At 63.7% G+C, this 15,350-nt stretch carries 17 protein-coding genes; 11 read left to right on the plus strand and 6 right to left on the minus strand.

Annotation, left to right across the window (positions count from 1 at the left end; translation table 11 throughout):
- Window positions 1-12: 12 nt before the first annotated feature.
- The gene (locus BMW89_RS14825) at window positions 13-819 is read right to left on the minus strand and encodes an undecaprenyl-diphosphate phosphatase (protein ID WP_092027541.1); all 807 of its coding nucleotides are present in this window, start codon (window positions 817-819) and stop codon (window positions 13-15) included.
- A gap of 169 nt (window positions 820-988) precedes the next feature.
- On the opposite strand from BMW89_RS14825, the gene BMW89_RS14830 reads away from it, so the two are divergent.
- From BMW89_RS14830 to BMW89_RS14840, 3 genes are all read left to right on the plus strand, one after another.
- Window positions 989-1,681, plus strand: coding sequence for a glutathione S-transferase family protein (locus BMW89_RS14830; protein ID WP_092027543.1), 693 nt, complete (start codon window positions 989-991; stop codon window positions 1,679-1,681).
- The gene (queG, locus tag BMW89_RS14835) at window positions 1,630-2,805 is read left to right on the plus strand and encodes a tRNA epoxyqueuosine(34) reductase QueG (RefSeq protein WP_092027546.1); all 1,176 of its coding nucleotides are present in this window, start codon (window positions 1,630-1,632) and stop codon (window positions 2,803-2,805) included. The genes BMW89_RS14830 and queG overlap by 52 nt, the downstream gene beginning before the upstream one ends.
- A gap of 168 nt (window positions 2,806-2,973) precedes the next feature.
- The gene (locus tag BMW89_RS14840) at window positions 2,974-3,771 is read left to right on the plus strand and encodes an acyl-CoA thioesterase domain-containing protein (RefSeq protein ID WP_092027548.1); all 798 of its coding nucleotides are present in this window, start codon (window positions 2,974-2,976) and stop codon (window positions 3,769-3,771) included.
- Between the two features lie 11 nt (window positions 3,772-3,782).
- On the opposite strand, the gene BMW89_RS14845 is transcribed toward BMW89_RS14840, so the two are convergent.
- The gene (locus tag BMW89_RS14845) at window positions 3,783-4,250 is read right to left on the minus strand and encodes a nuclear transport factor 2 family protein (protein WP_092027550.1); all 468 of its coding nucleotides are present in this window, start codon (window positions 4,248-4,250) and stop codon (window positions 3,783-3,785) included.
- A 35-nt stretch (window positions 4,251-4,285) separates the two neighbouring features.
- The gene (locus tag BMW89_RS14850; protein ID WP_092028046.1) at window positions 4,286-5,086 is read right to left on the minus strand and encodes an alpha/beta hydrolase; all 801 of its coding nucleotides are present in this window, start codon (window positions 5,084-5,086) and stop codon (window positions 4,286-4,288) included.
- A 250-nt stretch (window positions 5,087-5,336) separates the two neighbouring features.
- Here BMW89_RS14850 and infC point away from each other — a divergent pair, with 250 nt between their 5' ends.
- Complete coding sequence (gene infC, locus BMW89_RS14855; protein ID WP_092028047.1) at window positions 5,337-5,876, plus strand: translation initiation factor IF-3; 540 nt, start codon at window positions 5,337-5,339, stop codon at window positions 5,874-5,876.
- Between the two features lie 125 nt (window positions 5,877-6,001).
- On the opposite strand, the gene BMW89_RS14860 is transcribed toward infC, so the two are convergent.
- Window positions 6,002-6,418: a hypothetical protein gene (locus tag BMW89_RS14860; protein ID WP_092027552.1), complete on the minus strand. Its 417-nt coding sequence runs from the start codon at window positions 6,416-6,418 to the stop codon at window positions 6,002-6,004.
- A 276-nt stretch (window positions 6,419-6,694) separates the two neighbouring features.
- Between BMW89_RS14860 and rpmI the strand changes: the two genes are divergently transcribed.
- Window positions 6,695-6,895, plus strand: coding sequence for a 50S ribosomal protein L35 (gene rpmI, locus BMW89_RS14865; protein WP_007598540.1), 201 nt, complete (start codon window positions 6,695-6,697; stop codon window positions 6,893-6,895).
- A 79-nt stretch (window positions 6,896-6,974) separates the two neighbouring features.
- Entirely contained in the window at window positions 6,975-7,334 is a 360-nt protein-coding gene (rplT, locus tag BMW89_RS14870) for a 50S ribosomal protein L20 (protein ID WP_092027554.1), read from the plus strand.
- Between the two features lie 8 nt (window positions 7,335-7,342).
- On the opposite strand, the gene BMW89_RS14875 is transcribed toward rplT, so the two are convergent.
- Window positions 7,343-7,768 (minus strand): hypothetical protein, encoded by a 426-nt coding sequence (locus BMW89_RS14875; RefSeq protein WP_092027556.1) that lies wholly within the window; start codon window positions 7,766-7,768, stop codon window positions 7,343-7,345.
- Between the two features lie 150 nt (window positions 7,769-7,918).
- Between BMW89_RS14875 and pheS the strand changes: the two genes are divergently transcribed.
- Genes pheS through BMW89_RS14895 form a run of 4 tightly spaced genes read left to right on the plus strand, consistent with a single transcriptional unit; the run spans window position 7,919 to window position 12,730 of the window.
- A complete protein-coding gene (gene pheS, locus BMW89_RS14880) occupies window positions 7,919-9,001 on the plus strand; it encodes a phenylalanine--tRNA ligase subunit alpha (protein ID WP_092027558.1) in 1,083 nt (360 codons plus the stop codon).
- Window positions 9,001-9,558: a hypothetical protein gene (locus tag BMW89_RS14885; RefSeq protein ID WP_092027560.1), complete on the plus strand. Its 558-nt coding sequence runs from the start codon at window positions 9,001-9,003 to the stop codon at window positions 9,556-9,558. Before pheS ends, BMW89_RS14885 begins: the two co-directional genes overlap by 1 nt.
- Window positions 9,555-11,963: a phenylalanine--tRNA ligase subunit beta gene (gene pheT, locus BMW89_RS14890; RefSeq protein ID WP_092027562.1), complete on the plus strand. Its 2,409-nt coding sequence runs from the start codon at window positions 9,555-9,557 to the stop codon at window positions 11,961-11,963. The genes BMW89_RS14885 and pheT overlap by 4 nt, the downstream gene beginning before the upstream one ends.
- Window positions 11,960-12,730, plus strand: a complete 771-nt coding sequence (locus BMW89_RS14895) for a sulfite exporter TauE/SafE family protein (protein WP_092027564.1) — start codon at window positions 11,960-11,962, stop codon at window positions 12,728-12,730. The genes pheT and BMW89_RS14895 overlap by 4 nt, the downstream gene beginning before the upstream one ends.
- 5 nt (window positions 12,731-12,735) lie before the next feature.
- Here the strand turns inward: BMW89_RS14895 and BMW89_RS14900 are convergent, their stop codons facing one another.
- Window positions 12,736-14,124: a flavin monoamine oxidase family protein gene (locus BMW89_RS14900; protein ID WP_092027566.1), complete on the minus strand. Its 1,389-nt coding sequence runs from the start codon at window positions 14,122-14,124 to the stop codon at window positions 12,736-12,738.
- 190 nt (window positions 14,125-14,314) lie between these two features.
- On the opposite strand from BMW89_RS14900, the gene BMW89_RS14905 reads away from it, so the two are divergent.
- Complete coding sequence (locus tag BMW89_RS14905) at window positions 14,315-15,289, plus strand: YiiX/YebB-like N1pC/P60 family cysteine hydrolase (protein ID WP_092027568.1); 975 nt, start codon at window positions 14,315-14,317, stop codon at window positions 15,287-15,289.
- The last annotated feature ends 61 nt before the right edge of the window (window positions 15,290-15,350 follow it).

Below are 15,350 nucleotides of genomic sequence, written 5' to 3' on the forward strand. Positions count from 1 at the left end.
GTTTTCGAGAGGTTAATGTCCCAGCGCCAGTGCGATCAGGCCGAGCGTGCCGACGATGACGCGCCACCAGGCGAACACCACGAAGCCATGGCGGGTGACATATCCGAGGAATGCCTTCACCACGATGATCGCGGTGATGAACGACACCACGAAGCCGATCGCGACAATGCCCATGTGGTCCATCGTCATCTCGGAGCGGTTCTTGTAAAAATCGTAGGCAAACGCGCCGATCATGGTGGGGATGGCGAGGAAGAACGAGAACTCCGCCGCCGAGCGCTTGTCGGCCCCCAAAAACATCGCAGCGACGATGCTGGCACCGGAGCGTGACACGCCCGGGATCATCGCAATGCACTGCGCGATGCCGATATAGAGGTACATCAGCAGCGGAAATTTGGTGGCGTCATGCTCGCGCGCCTTGAGATCGAGCTTGTCGACCCAGAGCAGGATGGCGCCGCCGACGATCAGCGAGAAGCACACCACCCACGGATTGAACAGCATGCTCTTGATGTATTTGCCGGCGACGAGACCGACCACGACCGCGGGCAGGAACGCCACCAGCACGCCGATCACGAAGCGGCGCGCATCGGCGTCGCCGGTGAACATGCCGACCGCGACGTCCCACAATTTCTTGAAGTACAGCACGACGATCGCGAGGATCGCGCCGAGCTGGATCAGAACCGTAAACGAATCCCAGAACGCGCCTTCACCAAGATGGAAGAAACGCTCCGCGAGCAGCAGATGCCCGGTCGAGGAAACGGGAAGGAACTCGGTCACACCCTCGATGATGCCGAGGATCACTGCCCGTATTGCATCTGACATATTTACGGTCCATTTCCGCTGGAAAAGCGGGGCTCTTCTCGCCTATTCGCCTCTTTGCTGCAATCGCAAAATGCGGCATCACGCCCTTGCTTCGCGGTTTTGAAAGACTAGTGTGGCGCTGCACAAACATTGATGGATTCTTAAGCGCCATCAAATAGTCAAAGGCTTCATGTTTACGCTGTTTCATCATCCGTTCTGTCCGCATTCGCGCTTCATCCGCCTGATCGCGGGCGAATACGGGCTCGACCTGAAGCTGGTCGAAGAGCGCAGCTGGGAGCGGCGCGAGGCATTTCTGCTGCTCAATGCCGCCGGCACCACGCCCGTCCTGGTGGACGAGGAGCAATCGCCGATTCCGGGCGCTTCCATCATCGCCGAATATCTCGACGAGGCCCATGGCACCGAGATGGGACCCAAGCGCCTGATGCCGGAGACGATCGCCGAGCGCGTCGAAGTGCGCCGGCTGATGGCCTGGTTCAACGAAAAATTCTTCGAGGAGGTCTCCCACCCTCTCGTCACCGAACGCATCTACAAACGCTTCATGAGCGAGGACAATGGCGGTGGCGCGCCCTCGGCCGACGTGATGCGAGCCGCCAAAGCAAATGTGCGCTATCATCTGGCCTATATCGGCTGGCTGGCGCAGACGCGTAACTTCCTCGCCGGCGACCGGCTCACTTACGCGGACCTCGCCGCCGCGGCCCATCTCTCGGCGATCGACTATCTGGGCGACGTGCCATGGAGCGAGGACGACGCAGCAAAGGCGTGGTACGCGCGGGTGAAATCCCGCCCGTCGTTCCGCCCGCTGCTGAGCGAATGGCTGGCCGGCGTGCCGGCGTCGCGGACCTACGTGGACCTGGATTTCTGAACTCCGATCCGACTGAACTGAAGGCGGCGCTTGAACGCGAGGCGCGCGCGCTCGGCTTCGACTGCATCGGCATCACCGAGCCCGGCACGATCGACAACGCCGGCAAATACTTCCTCGAATTCATCGCCTCCGGCGGCCATGGCGACATGGACTGGCTTGCCGCGCAGCCGGAGCGCCGGGTCGATCCGCGCGGGCTATGGCAGGACGTGCGCTCGGTGATCATGCTCGGCGTCAATTACGGTCCCGACTCCGATCCGCTCGCGATCCTGCAGCAGCACACGCACGCGGCAATCTCGGTCTATGCGCAGGGCGACGACTATCACGACCTCATCAAGAAGCGCCTGAAGGCGCTGGCGCGCTGGCTGGTCGCGACCGCGCCATCCGAAGTGAAAGTATTCGTCGATACAGCGGCGGTCATGGAGAAGCCGCTGGCGCAGACCGCAGGTCTCGGCTGGCAGGGCAAGCACACCAATCTCGTCTCGCGCGAGTTCGGCTCGTGGCTGTTTCTCGGCGCGATCTACACCACGCTGGCGCTGCCGCGCGATGGCGCCGAGATCGATCATTGCGGCTCGTGCCAGGCGTGCCTCGACATCTGCCCGACGTCGGCATTCCCCGCGCCCTACAAGCTCGATGCGCGGCGCTGCATCTCCTATCTCACAATCGAGAACAAGGGACCGATCCCGCGCGAATTTCGCAAGGCCATCGGCAACCGCATCTATGGCTGCGACGATTGCCTTGCGGCGTGTCCCTGGAACAAGTTTGCGCAGGAGGGCCGCGAGGCCAAGCTCGCGGCACGTGACGAATTGCGCGCGCCGTCGCTTGCAGAGTTGTCACGGCTTGATGATACCGCGTTTCGTGTGCTGTTCACGAAGTCGCCGGTGAAGCGGATCGGTCGCGATCGCTTTTTGCGGAATGTGCTGATTGCGATCGGCAACTCTGGCGAGGTGGCGCTGGCCGAGGAGGCGCGGCGATTGCTGGGTGATGAGAGCGCGCTGGTGCGCGGGGCCGCGGTGTGGGCGTTGGGACAACTGTTGCCTGATCAAGAGTTCGCGGCGATCAAGACGGATGCGACTGCCGGCGAGCAAGATGAGAGCGTTCGTGAGGAGTGGCAGGGGGTTTCCTAGCGCTCCGCTCTTTCCCCTCATCCTGAGGAGCCGCGCAGCGGCGTCTCGAAGGATCGAGGCCGATCTGCTGCAGCGGGGGCCTGCATGGTTCGAGACGGCGCTTCGCGCCTCCTCACCATGAGGGGCAGAGACTTGATTTCCCCGCGCGTTCCCGCAAAGTCGCGCATCATGACAAACATGCCTTTCTTCACCCGCGACGGCGATACATTCCACCCGACGGAAGTCGCCAATGGTCCGTGGGATCCGAAATCGCTGCACGGGCGGGTCATCGTCGGCCTGCTCGGCTTTGCCATCGAGGAGCGCCATTCGGGCCCCGAATTCGTGCCGGCGCGGCTCACCGTCGACATGTTTCGGCTACCGACCATCGACAAGCCGATCGAAGTGACGACGCGCCTGGTGCGCGACGGCATGCGTATCCGCGTGGTCGAGGCGGAGTTCGTTTCCGGCGGCGTCAGCATGGCGCGCGCCTCGTGCCAGCTGCTGCGACGAACACAGAATCCGGACGGCAACGTGTGGTCGCCGCCGAACTGGGAGGTGCCGAAGCCCGCCGACATTCCGCCGCCGACCGATCCGCGGCTCGGCATGAACGGCAAATGGACGACGCGACCGATCGTCGGCCACATGGGTTCGCTAGGGCCACGAAAACTCTGGATGAGTGAGGTACGCGAGCTCGTCGCGGGCGTGCCGATGACGCCGTTCGTCCATGTCGCTGTTGGCGCCGATTTCGCGAGCCCCTTTGCCAATGCCGGCGACAAGGGGCTCGGCTATATCAACAGCGACGTCACGATTTATCTGCACCGCCTGCCGGTGACGAACTGGATCGGCTTCGACGTGGTGAACCACCAGGCCACCGACGGTGTCGCGATCGGCGAATGCTGGCTCTATGATGAGCAGGGCCCGATCGGCACTGCCACGGTCGCAGCGCTGGCGCAGCGCAAGCCGATGGCGAAGCCGGCGACGCCGTAGGGGCTCCGCCGTCAGGCCAAATGCCGCTGCATCTCCGGCCGCGCCTTCAACTCCGCACCCTGCTTGCCGATGATCTTCGCAATCCGTTCGGCTGCAAACTTCAAATCAACGAACGCCGGTGCGGTGTTGGCGACCTCGTGATACCCAGCGATCTTGCCGTCGCGGAGCGTCATGATCGCGACGCCCTCGAACATCGCCCGCGCGCCGTTCGCTTCCGGCAAGGTCGAGCGATAGCTGAACGTGTATCGCGCATAGAGCGTGGTGCCATTGGTGACGGGGTCGTGCATGTCCCAGCGGAAATCGGTCGCCGTGCGATAGAACCAGTCGTCGATCATTGCGGCGATCTTTTTGCGGCCAGCGAACGCGCCGTAGAAGACGTCATGATAGATGCCGTCCTCGGTGAACAAGTCGGCGAACGCTTTGCCGTTGCGCTGTTCGACAGCGTCGCAGAAGGCGCGCAGCATGGTGGCGGTGGGCATCGGCGTTTCTCCCGGCTTGACGTTTGGCTACACCCTCACCCGATCTCCGCCACCGCGGCAAGAATGCGCGCGATGTCCTGCGGGCGGGACAGGCGGTGATCGCCGTCCTGGATCATGGTCAGCACGACGTCGTCGGCCGGCAGACGATGTGTCAGCGCGAAGGCGTGCTGCCAGGGCACGTCAGGATCCTGCGCGCCTTGCAGGATGCGGACGGGGCAGCCGAGATCGATGGCGCTGCCGAGCACGAGGTGATTGCGCCCTTCCTCGATCAGGTTCCGCGTGATCGGATAGGGCGAGCCATCGCCATAGTCCGACGGCCGCAGCCAGAAGCCCTTGGTCTCGATCTCCTTCTTCACCTCAGCTGAAAAATCCTTCCACATCAGCTCCTCGGTGAAGTCGGGCGCCGGCGCGATCAGCACGAGGCCCGCCAGCGACGCCTTCCCGGAACGCTTCCTGATCTCGCGCGCGAGCAGCAGCGCCATCCAGCCGCCCATGGAGGAGCCAATCAGGACCTGCGGGCCGTCGCAGAAGCGCTCGAACACCGCCACGCTATCCTCGAGCCAGCTTCCGATGGTTCCATCGGCGAAATCGCCGCCGGATTCGCCGTGACCGGAATAGTCGAACCGGACCATTGCGCGGCCGTGGTCCTTGGCCCAGCCATCCAGCGCCACCGCCTTGCCGCCCTGCATGTCCGATTTGAACCCGCCAAGCCAGACCAAGCCCGGTCCCCGGCCAGCGCGGCTGCGCACCGCGATTTTCCGCGCGGACGGGCCCACGCCCACATCGATGAAGTCGAGCACGGCATCGGGACTTGCGTCGGGACTTGCATTGGTCATGGAACGTTTACCCTGGCTGTGCAGTTTGAGCCGTCCGGGGGTGGTCCGCGGCGCAACCGGACGTCGGCATTGTCCCTTGGGACGCTTGCGGAACAGAAGCAAGGTGTCTATGTCGTGCAGCGTGCCCATGGGCGTGGCCAAAATGCCGCGCATTTGAGGGTTTTTCGCTTCCCGCCTGAGCGAATTGCTTGCCGGCAAACGCATCTTCCTGCAAAATAGCCGCTTCTTTCACAATCTTGGAGAACCACCCATTCGCCGTCCCAATAAAGCGCCGCCCACTGCCGCCAAAGACGGGCCGCGCATCAATGACGATATCCGCAATGCGCAGATCCAGCTGATCGATCAGGCCGGTGACAACCTGGGCACGATCGAGACGGTTGCGGCCATCCGCATGGCACAGGAAGCCGGCATGGATCTGGTCGAGATCTCGCCGAACGTCAGCCCTCCCGTCTGCAAGATCATGGACTACGGGAAGTATAAGTATTCCGCCCAGAAAAAAGCCGCCGAAGCCCGCAAGCGGCAGAAGATCGTCGAGATCAAGGAGATCAAGCTCCGCCCGATGATCGACGACCATGATTACGAAGTGAAGATGCGCGCGATGCAGCGGTTCTTCGAAGAGGGCGACAAGGTCAAGATCACACTGCGCTATCGCGGCCGCGAAATGGCGCACCAGGAGATAGGCACCAAGCTGCTCGACAAGATCAAAACCGACGTCGCCGAGCTCGCCAAGGTCGAGCAGGACGCCAGGTTCGAGGGCCGTCAGGTCGTCATGGTGCTGGCGCCGCGCTGAGCGCAGCTCGCCAGGACTGAAAGTTCAACGGCCCGTCCGGATCTCCGGCGGGCCGTTTTGTTTTTCCCTCCCTCGCGGGCGGTGGAGGGAGCGTACCGTCCTTGTGGCGATGGTTCGGCTCGAATTCAGGACCGCGTCGCCTGCCAGGTGCCGCTGCATTGGTCGCCGGAGATGATGCCTCGCCACGAGCCGGCACCGGCCACGCCGGCGAGACGGCCACCGCCTGTGGCGTGGGACGCGCCGACCGAGACCTCGACCGCGACGGCGCCGCCGCGATTGACGGTACCGGAGACCCGGCCGCCGCCGGCGGACGACACCCGTCTGCCGGTGACGGTGAAGGGGACGCTGTAGCCCGAGCTGCAATTGCCGCGGGTGGTGGCGAAGGTGACGTTCCAGATGCCGTCATAACCGCCAGCGCGGGCATCGGCCGTCGAGGGCAGCGCGGCTGTGACGAGCACGGCCAAAGGCGCCAACAAGCGCGCCAGATGGCGCGGGCGGGCGAATTCAGTCAGAGAGGAAAGCGATTGGGAAAAATGGGCCATTTTGGTCCTGCTCCAGGCGACACGGCTTGGACATATGGGGTGGCAATTCCGGATAGTCGCGGGCCAAGTTCAGGCGGTTCATCGTTGCCAATTGGCTTGTCCTCTGTCATAAGCCCAGCCTTCATCGCCCGGCTGATTAAGGGCTGCCGCGGCGGTGTTTCGTGCGGGTTTTGCGCTAGTTCGTAAAAACCTGAGCACAATCAACGCTCTAACGAGCATTTTAGACGGCCAGCCGCCTTCACGGGCGGCATTCTGTTATGGCCATAGGAGAGCAAAATGCCCAAGCTGAAGACCAAATCGGGCGCTAAAAAGCGCTTCAAGGTGACTGCCACCGGCAAAGTGATGTTCGCTCATCGCAGCAAGCGTCACGGCATGATCAAGCGGACGAAGAAGCAGATCCGTCAGCTTCGCGGCACCGCGGTGCTGTTCAAGACCGACGGCGACAACGTCAAGAAGTACTTCTTGCCGAACGCCTGACCGCATCCACGATCATTGCCATCTCCGCCGCACCTCGTGCGGCGATCCGAAAACCAAGTCATCTTGAAGGAAATTTGTCATGGCTCGCGTCAAACGCGGTGTGACCTCACACGCCAAGCACAAGAAAGTCTACAAGGCCGCCAAGGGTTTCCGCGGCCGCCGCAAGAACACGATCCGCACCGCCAAGCCGGCCGTCGAGAAGGCTCTGGTGTATGCTTTCCGTGACCGCAAGCGCAAGAAGCGGACGTTCCGCGCGCTCTGGATCCAGCGCATCAACGCTGCCGTTCGTCCGTTCGGCCTGACCTACAGCCGGTTTATCGACGGCATGGCCAAGTCCGGGATCACCGTGGACCGCAAGGTGCTGTCGGATCTCGCGATCAACGAGCCCGCGTCGTTCCAGCTGATCGCCGAGAAGGCCAAAGCCGCCCTTGCGGCCTGAAGCCTAAGCTAGCGGGCCTTCCGGCCCGCAGCCTTCAGCGCGCGTTGCGAATAACGCTGGGCGACCTCCGCCCGGCAAAATGCCGTGAACGAGAGATACATGGTGCCGGACTTGTTCCGGTACTTGCTGTCGCACACGCGCATCTCGCGTTGGTAGGCGTGTTTCCGCGCGGCACTGAGGCCGGGCATGAAGTCCGCCTCGCATTTCTTTTCGACGGCGGCGCCGAGCTGGACATCGCCGCTCGCGGTCAATTCGCAATCCCTGAACAGCTTCATCGCGCTTTCGCAGCTCTTCTGGGCGCTGATGGTGCCCGCGACTTCGTCCAGCGTCATGGATTTGTCCATGCAGACCATGGCGCGCGCCGGGGTGCCGGCGACCGACAGGACGACGGCCGGAACGGCAAGAAAAACAGCAAGGCAGGATTTCGAAAGCATCGCGAAGTCTCCCCGTATCCCCCTTGGTGCCGGGCCCCCGCGTGAGGTTCAACCCAGTTGGTCGGAGGCTCGAAATGACCGGCTTTTCGCTTGACGTTACGGCCTTCCGGCGGCGACAACCCAGCCGAATTTAGAGCCAAGGATTTGACAGTGTCCGACCTCGCAACGCTCGAAACATCCATCCTCGACCAGATCGCCGCCGCCGGCGACGAAGCCGCCCTTGAAGCCGTGCGCGTCGCGGCCCTCGGCAAGAAGGGCTCGATCTCGGCACTGCTTGCCACGCTCGGCAAGATGTCGCCCGACGAGCGCAAGACGCAAGGTGCGGCGATCAATCAGGCCAAGGACAAGGTCACCGAGGCGCTAGCCGCACGGCGCGACGTGTTGAGATCGGCCGCGCTCGATGCGCGGCTCGCATCCGAGACCGTTGACGTCACCCTGCCGCTGCGCGACGCGCCGGCTGAGGCCGGCCGCATCCATCCGCTGAGCCAGGTCTGGGACGAGGTCACCACGATCTTCGCCGACATGGGATTCTCGGTCGCCGAAGGTCCCGATATCGAGACCGACGACTACAACTTCACCAAGCTCAACTTCCCGGAAGGCCATCCCGCGCGCGAGATGCACGACACGTTCTTCTTCCATCCGAAGGAGGACGGCTCGCGCATGCTGCTCAGAACCCACACTTCGCCGGTGCAGGTGCGCACGATGCTGAGCCAGAAGCCGCCGATCCGCGTGATCTGCCCGGGCCGCACCTACCGCATCGATTCGGATGCGACCCACACGCCGCAATTCCACCAGGTCGAAGGGCTCGTCATCGACAAGCATTCGCATCTCGGCCACCTCAAATGGATCCTGCACGAGTTCTGCAAGGCGTTCTTCGAGGTCGACCACATCAACATGCGCTTCCGCCCGTCGTTTTTCCCGTTCACCGAGCCGTCGCTGGAAGTCGACATCCAGTGCCGCCGCGGCAAGGACGAGATCCGCTTCGGCGAGGGCGAGGACTGGCTCGAAATTCTCGGCTGCGGCATGGTGCATCCGAACGTGCTGCGCGCCTGCGGCATCGATCCCGACGAGTATCAGGGCTTTGCCTGGGGCATGGGCATCGATCGCATCGCCATGCTGAAATACGGCATCGCCGACCTGCGCCAGCTATTCGACAGCGACGTCCGCTGGCTGTCCCATTACGGCTTCAAGCCGCTGGAAGTGCCCACGCTTGCCGGAGGGCTGAGCTTGTGATGGCAAAGGCGCTTGCGCATACCTGGACCGTCGAAAAACTGTCCGCACTCGAGCTTGCGAGACTCAAGGTGGTCCGCGAGAACGCATCACGTAACGGAGTCGCTGACCTTGTCGCAATGTGCGATTCTGCAATTGACCTCCGGAAACCGACTGCTTCCGCACGGTCGCGGAAGGCAACCGATAGGGAAATCGGAGACCTCGTTACGGAATATCATTTTATCTGCCAAAACGATCGCGGGGTGAAGTTCAACTCCGATGGCACTTTCTGGAGTACGTCCTGGGTCGTTGCGGAGGAGGTGCTCCAAAAGAGCATGAGGTATGGAGCGAAGCTCGCTCTTCACAGTTCGAAAGCCGAATCGTCGTACCGGCAAGGTACAATTAGAGATTACCAGCGCATCGATGATTTTGCCGAGGGCGCCGTAGAATTCAGAATCGATTTTCTGGTTGCACCGGATGATACCCCACTTGTTTGGGCAGGATCCGGTGCAGGCGAAAAGAGAGCTAAATCCTCAGGGATGCGCGCCATCGGCGCCGCGATCGAGAGCGAAACAAAATGAAGTTCACCCTCTCCTGGCTGAAGGATCATCTCGACACCGACGAGCCGCTGGAAAAGCTCGCCGAGAAGCTCACCATGATCGGGCTCGAAGTCGAGAACATCGAAGACAAGGCGAAGGCGCTGAAGCCGTTCACCATCGCGAAGGTGATCTCGGCCGAGCAGCATCCCAATGCGGATCGCCTGCGCGTCTGCATGGTCGACACCGGTGACGGTGGCGCGCCGGTGCAGGTCGTGTGCGGCGCGCCGAATGCGCGGACGGGTCTCGTCAGCGTTTTCTCGCCGCCCGGCACCTACATTCCCGGCAAGGACATCACGCTCGGCGTCGGCACCATTCGCGGCGTCGAGAGCCGCGGCATGCTGTGCTCGGCGGCTGAACTCCAGATCTCCAACGACCATGACGGCATCATGGAATTGCCGGCGGACGCGCCGATCGGCGCTGCCTACGCCGCATGGGCCGGCCTCGGCGATCCCGTGGTCGAGATCAATCTGACGCCGAACCGGCAGGACTGCACCGGCGTGCACGGCATCGCGCGCGATCTTGCCGCGGCCGACATGGGCAAGTTCAAAGACCCCACCATCAAGCCGATCAAGGGCGAATTCCCCTGCCCCGTGAAGGTGACGGTCGAGGACGCCGCGCTATGTCCGGGCTTCGCGTTGCGCCTGGTGCGCGGCGTCAAGAACGGGCCGTCGCCGGAATGGCTGCAGAAGCGGCTCACCGCGATCGGGCTGCGCCCGATCAACGCGCTGGTCGACATCACCAACTTCATGACCTACGACCGCGCGCGCCCGTTGCACGTGTTCGACGCCAAGAAGGTTAAGGGCAATCTCGTGGTGCGCCGCGCCCGCGCCGGCGAGGCGCTGCTCGCGCTCGACGGCCGCGCCTACAATCTTGATCCCGCGATTTGCGTGATCGCGGACGAGGACGGCGTCGAATCGCTTGCCGGCATCATGGGCGGCGAAGCCTCGGGCTGCGACGAGAACACCACTGACGTGCTGATCGAATCAGCGCTGTGGAACGAGATCAACATCGCCCAGACCGGCCGCAAGCTCGGCATCAACTCCGATGCGCGGTATCGTTTCGAGCGCGGCGTCGATCCGGCCTTTATGGTGCCGGGACTGGAGCTCGCGACCAAGCTGGTGATGGAGCTGTGCGGCGGCACGCCGTCGGAGAACGTTGTGGTCGGCAAGACCTTCGGCGACGACCGCGTGATCGATTTCCCGCTCACGGAAGTCAAGCGTCTCTCCGGCATCGAGGTGCCGCAGGTCGAGATGAAGCTCATCCTCACCCATCTCGGCTTCATGATGGCGGGTCCCGGCCCCGTCGTGAAGGTCGCGGTGCCGTCCTGGCGCTCCGACGTGCACGGAAAGGCCGATATCGTCGAGGAGGTCGTCCGCATCTATGGCGTCGACAAGGTGCCGATGACGCCGTTCGAGCGCGGCGAGGACGCGCGCAAACCTGTGCTGACAACGCTGCAGCTCCGCACCCGCCGCGCCAGGCGCGCGCTCGCGAGCCGCGGCATCATCGAAGCGGTGACCTGGTCCTTCATCACCAAGTCTGCGGCAAAACTGTTCGGCGGCGGCCAGCGCGAACTCGAAGTCGCCAATCCGATCGCGGCTGACCTCTCCGACATGCGCCCGACCCTGCTGGCGGGCCTGATCGCAGCGGCACAAGCGAACGCCAATCGCGGCGTGAGCGATGTCGCGCTGTTCGAGGTCGGCCAGATCTTTAGGGGCGACCGCCCGGAGGATCAGTTCACGGCGGCAAGCGGCGTGCGTCGCGGCTTTGCCTCCTCGGAAGGTCTGGGACGGCACTGGACGGGCTCGGCCCAGGCTGATGTGTTCGACGCCAAGGCCGATGCGCTCGCGGTGCTGGCAGCAAGCGGCGCGCCGATGCAGGCGCTTCAGATCGTCGCCGGTGGACCTGCCTGGCTGCATCCCGGTCGCTCCGGCACGATCCAGATCGGCCCGCAGAACGTGCTCGGCTATTTTGGCGAGGTGCATCCGCGCGCGCTCGAGGCACTCGGTGCCGACGGTCCGCTGATGGTGTTCGAAATGATCCTCGAACGCGTCCCCGAAGCCAAGAAGAAGCCGACCCGCGCCAAGGCCGTGATCGAGCTGTCGGCATTCCAGCCTGTTACGCGTGACTTCGCCTTCATCGTCGACCGTAGCGTGAAGGGTGGCGACATCATGCGCGCCGCGCAGGGCGTCGACAAGAAGCTGATCACCGGCGTCAACGTCTTCGACGTCTACGAAGGCAAGGGCATCGACGACGGCAAGAAGTCGATCGGCATCGCCGTGACGATCCAGCCGCGCGAGAAGACCCTGACCGACCAGGAGATCGAAGCCGTCGCCGCGAAGATCGTCGCGGAGGTCACGAAGAAGACCGGCGGCGTCTTGCGGGGATGACGCTGACTGACTTTCTCCCGAAGGATGTCAGCCTCACCGTTGCGATGGCGCTCTGCGCCGTCGCCTTTGTTTCGGGGACCGCGCGGGGCTTCTCGGGCTTCGGCTCGGCGCTGATCTTCATGCCGCTGGCGAGCAGCGTCGCCGCACCGCGGCTGGTTGCCGCCTTGCTGCTCGTGATCGATTTCGTCGCAGCAGCGCCGCTGTTGCCCGATGCATGGCGCAAGGCCGACCGCAAGGCCACCGCCGTGATCGTGCTGGGTGCGCTGGTCGGCGTGCCCGTCGGCACCTATTTCCTCAGCGTACTCGAGCCCGTCACCACGCGCTGGATCATCTCCGGCTTTGTCGCGGCGCTGTTGCTGCTGCTGCTGTCGGGCTGGCGCTATCGCGGCAAGGACCACGCCTGGCTCTCGGTCGGCATCGGTGGCCTCTCGGGCTTCTGTAGCGGGCTGGCGCAGACGGGCGGCCCGCCGATCGTGGGCTACTGGCTCGGCCGCCCGATCGCATCGATCGTCGCGCGCGCCAACATCTTGCTGTTCTTCGGCGCGTCGGATTTCTTCTCGATGGTCAGCTATGCGACGACCGGCCTGATCAGCCGCGAATCGCTGGTGCTCTCGCTCATCGTCGGCCCGGTCTATGCGATCGGCGTCGCCTTCGGTGCATCGCTGTTCGGCCGCGCCAGCGAGAAGGTGTTTCGCGGCATCTGCTACGTGCTGATTGCGATCGCGGTGGTCGCCGGATTGCCGGTGCTGGACCGGATCTTGCGCTAGTTGCTCTACTGCCGCGGGGCGCGGCGGCGCTTCGTCGACTGTGTCGGCACATCGGCCGGCTCATCCTTCAGCGCTCCGATCTTGCGCAGGGCTGCATCCGCGGCGCGCTCACCACTTTCCCAGGCGCCGTCGACCGTGCCCCACAGCGTCTCGTGGCTGGCTTCGCCGGCGAGGAACATGTTGCCGATCGGCTCCGCCAAAACCTTCCGCGAGAGCTGACCGCCGGGGGAGGACGCCGACATTGCGCCCATGACGAAGGGTGAGGCATTCCAGCGAGTGACGCTGGTCTTCTGCACTGCGGCGGCAGCCTCGCTGCCGAACAGTTTCGTAATCCACTCTTTCGCAAAGGCGACCATCGCCTTTTCGCCCTGCTCGGAGAGGTCGCGTCCGAACGAGCCGCCGACGTCGATCGAGCACAGCGAGGATCCCCCGATATTGGCGTACATCAACGCCGTGCGGGTCGAATTGCTCTGCTCGACGAGAGCATCGTCACGCGACAGGCCGAGCGGATTGCCCGGTAATTGCAGCATGATGCGATCGTAGCTACCGAGGGTGAGCTTCGACACCGCGTCCAGCGTGCGCTTGGGAATGTCGGGTGCGAACTTGATCGCGCCCGAGGTCAGCACATTGGTCGACACCGTGATGATGGCGGCGCGCGCGGCGATCTTGCCGCCTGGCGTCTCGACGCTGACGTCGCGATTGCTCCAGACGATTCGGCTCGCCGGCGTCGACAGCGCCACCGGCGCCTGCTCGCCGAGCTTGTTGATCAGTGTCCCCAGTCCCTGGCGGCAGCCGATCGCGGCATTGCGGTCCTGCGCACGGGCCTTGTCGATCGCAGAAAGCTCCTTCAAATCCTTGCCGGCAAAGCTCGCGCCCAGCATGAACTCGGCAGCACCGGCCCAGTCGCCGAGATCCTTCGGCAGCACGGAGGCACAAGATGTATCGAGCTTGCCGCGCGAGGCTTCGTCGATGGCGCGGTTGGCCCGCACCAGCCCCGCCAAAAATTCCTCGGTCTCGCCGGCGCGCGCGTTGCGGCGGCCGATGCGCATCTTCTGGCCCGATGGTGCCGGCACCAATTCGAGCCCGGCATTGCGCGCCAGCCGGATCATCGGATTGGTCTCGGGATTGTGCATCCAGCGCGCGCCGCGGTCGAACGGCACGTCGAAGGTCGTCGTATCCGTGATGCAGCGTCCCCCGATCTGCGAGGCCGCCTCGACCACCACGACCTTGCGATTGGCCGCCATGATGCGCCGCGCTGCAGCGATCCCGGCGGCCCCTGCGCCGATCACGACGATGTCAACCTCGCGCGGCAGGGGTGCGGCGGTCGCGCGCAGGACCGGCATGGCGGCAAGAACCGCCGACGCCGATAGGAAACCGCGGCGCGTGATTGTCATGTCATGGTTTCCGGAGACTTGCGGCAAACAGGAACAGCCCGCGAACCTTGCCGCATCTGATGTTGCACGGCAACCATCATGGTGAATCAATCGTGCTTGATCTCACAGACTGATGAACCGAATGGCAATACGTTTCGACCATGATAGAGAAGGAAAAAGACGGCCGGAAAAGGCCGTAGGGGATTTTGAAATGGGGACGGTCCTGGACTCAGTCGGCAAGCTGATTGCCGCGTACCTCTCGAAGGAGGTGCCGGGCTACGAGCCGTTCACGCCGAGCGACCCGGAGCACCTGCGCGGCGTCATCGAGCCCGGCGACGTGCTGCTGGTCGAGGGCAACAACCGCATCTCGGGCATCATCAAATATCTGACGCAGTCGACCTGGTCGCATGGTGCGCTCTATGTCGGTCCGGTCGAAGGCGCGCAGGAGCCCGACGGCGAGCCGCATGTGCTGATCGAGGCCAATATCGGCGAAGGCGTCACCTCGGCGCCGCTGTCGAAATATTTCCCGTATCACACAAGGGTCTGCCGCCCGGTCGGGCTGTCCTATGAGGACCGCACCACGGTGTGCCGCTATGCGATCAACCGCATCGGCTTCGGCTACGACACCAAGAACATTCTCGATTTGATGCGTTTCCTGTTTCCGCTGCCGATCCCGCAGCGCTGGCGGCGCCGCATGATCTCGATCGGGTCGGGCGATCCGACCAAGATCATCTGCTCGGCGCTGATCGCGCAGGCGTTCGACGCCGTGCGCTATCCGATCCTGCCGAAGATCACGAAGGCCGGCAGCCGCGCCGCCCGCCGCGAGATCCTGCACATCCGCGATTCCTCGCTCTACATGCCACGCGATTTCGACATCTCGCCCTATTTCGAGGTGGTCAAGCCGACCATCGTCAATGGATTCGACTACACGGCCCTGCACTGGGCCGACAAGCAAAAGCCGCTCGAGGAGGTAGCAGGCTCCTTCGGGGTGTTTCCAGAAACGCTCCGTGCGCCGCCGCTCGTTCCTGAAGCGTTTGACGAAGAAGCGCCGGCTGAAGTTTCGGCTGAGCAAATGATGGGTGCGGCCGCCGCGGAGATGGCGGTCACGTTCTCCGAGCATTTCGTGCTGCTGAACGAACTCGCGACGTATCGCGCGCGAGGACGTGCGCGGGAGATGGCGGCGTAAATCCGCTCTCGTCCCTCTCTCCTCGTCATTGCGAGGAGCGCAGCGACGAAGCAATCCAGAC

Origin of the sequence: Bradyrhizobium sp. OK095 (genome assembly GCF_900109945.1) — a bacterium.
Classification (GTDB): domain Bacteria; phylum Pseudomonadota; class Alphaproteobacteria; order Rhizobiales; family Xanthobacteraceae; genus Bradyrhizobium.

What these genes read in the sequence shown, in the direction of transcription:
- rplT (WP_092027554.1), top strand. Translation starts at nt 6,975, where the DNA reads ATGGCTCGCGTCAAACGCGGTGTGACCTCACACGCCAAGCACAAGAAA.
- BMW89_RS14875 (WP_092027556.1), bottom strand. Translation starts at nt 7,768, where the DNA reads ATGCTTTCGAAATCCTGCCTTGCTGTTTTTCTTGCCGTTCCGGCCGTC.
- BMW89_RS14830 (WP_092027543.1), top strand. Translation starts at nt 989, where the DNA reads ATGTTTACGCTGTTTCATCATCCGTTCTGTCCGCATTCGCGCTTCATC.
- BMW89_RS14885 (WP_092027560.1), top strand. Translation starts at nt 9,001, where the DNA reads ATGGCAAAGGCGCTTGCGCATACCTGGACCGTCGAAAAACTGTCCGCA.
- BMW89_RS14840 (WP_092027548.1), top strand. Translation starts at nt 2,974, where the DNA reads ATGACAAACATGCCTTTCTTCACCCGCGACGGCGATACATTCCACCCG.
- BMW89_RS14845 (WP_092027550.1), bottom strand. Translation starts at nt 4,250, where the DNA reads ATGCCCACCGCCACCATGCTGCGCGCCTTCTGCGACGCTGTCGAACAG.
- BMW89_RS14860 (WP_092027552.1), bottom strand. Translation starts at nt 6,418, where the DNA reads ATGGCCCATTTTTCCCAATCGCTTTCCTCTCTGACTGAATTCGCCCGC.
- BMW89_RS14905 (WP_092027568.1), top strand. Translation starts at nt 14,315, where the DNA reads ATGGGGACGGTCCTGGACTCAGTCGGCAAGCTGATTGCCGCGTACCTC.
- BMW89_RS14850 (WP_092028046.1), bottom strand. Translation starts at nt 5,086, where the DNA reads ATGACCAATGCAAGTCCCGACGCAAGTCCCGATGCCGTGCTCGACTTC.
- rpmI (WP_007598540.1), top strand. Translation starts at nt 6,695, where the DNA reads ATGCCCAAGCTGAAGACCAAATCGGGCGCTAAAAAGCGCTTCAAGGTG.
- BMW89_RS14825 (WP_092027541.1), bottom strand. Translation starts at nt 819, where the DNA reads ATGTCAGATGCAATACGGGCAGTGATCCTCGGCATCATCGAGGGTGTG.
- pheT (WP_092027562.1), top strand. Translation starts at nt 9,555, where the DNA reads ATGAAGTTCACCCTCTCCTGGCTGAAGGATCATCTCGACACCGACGAG.
- BMW89_RS14895 (WP_092027564.1), top strand. Translation starts at nt 11,960, where the DNA reads ATGACGCTGACTGACTTTCTCCCGAAGGATGTCAGCCTCACCGTTGCG.
- BMW89_RS14900 (WP_092027566.1), bottom strand. Translation starts at nt 14,124, where the DNA reads ATGACAATCACGCGCCGCGGTTTCCTATCGGCGTCGGCGGTTCTTGCC.
- queG (WP_092027546.1), top strand. Translation starts at nt 1,630, where the DNA reads ATGGCTGGCCGGCGTGCCGGCGTCGCGGACCTACGTGGACCTGGATTT.